This is a genomic window from Stenotrophomonas sp. DDT-1, assembly GCF_001580555.1.
GTDB classification, from domain to species: Bacteria; Pseudomonadota; Gammaproteobacteria; order Xanthomonadales; family Xanthomonadaceae; genus Stenotrophomonas; species Stenotrophomonas sepilia.
In genome coordinates this window covers 1-685 of sequence record NZ_LEKR01000091.1, presented here as the reverse complement: position 1 = coordinate 685, position 685 = coordinate 1, and the positions used below count along the sequence as shown (strand labels likewise).

Here is a 685-nt window from a genome sequence, read left to right as displayed (position 1 = left end):
CATCGAGTTTTTTTAGGTAGTCGGTCTCCGCACGCAGATAGGCAACTTCCTTGAGCAGCTCATCGCGGCTCATTTCCTCAGGTGGCTTGGACGAACGGGTCTTTTTCATCGGCTTTCGGGGCGGCGGAGGTGGTGGTGCCAACGCTTGGGCACCGCCTTGAGCATACAGGCGCCGCCATCGCCCCACCGCGCCGGCATCGCCAATTTGAAAGTAAGTGGTGGCCTCCCGCCCGGACATGCCGTCCTGGCCCATCTTCTTCAGGACAGCCAGCTTGAATGCGAGGTCATAGGACTGGGCCTGGCGGCGAAACCCGCGCCAACCATGCAGCCGATAGGTCGCCACCCAGCGCCTGACCGTGGAGAACTCCAGGCCGTAGCGACGAGCAACGGCTTTGACCGATGTGGAGGTCTTGCAGGCCTCTTTGGCGACCTGCAGCTTGAAACGCGCGTCGTATCTGTTCATGTATCCCTCGGGATTGGATCTGATGTCCAACTCCCGGGGGTCACTTCATCCATGGGGGCTTGGCCGCGGCATCCATGCCGCGGACACCCCGCAATCCGACACCGCCCCGCCTTCGACAGTTTCCCGGTGACGGTGGTAGATCCACGCCATGCGTGGATGAAATCTGTCAGATCTCGAATTTAATCCGGGGTCAGATCCGTTTTCCTCCGGAAAACGGATCTG

General features: G+C 60.4%; 1 protein-coding gene. It reads right to left on the bottom strand.

The window, feature by feature from the left end:
* On the bottom strand, positions 1–463 hold a 463-nt coding region (locus AB839_RS20850; protein WP_061480774.1), incomplete at its 3' end, for an IS3 family transposase.
* Positions 464–685: the final 222 nt, after the last annotated feature.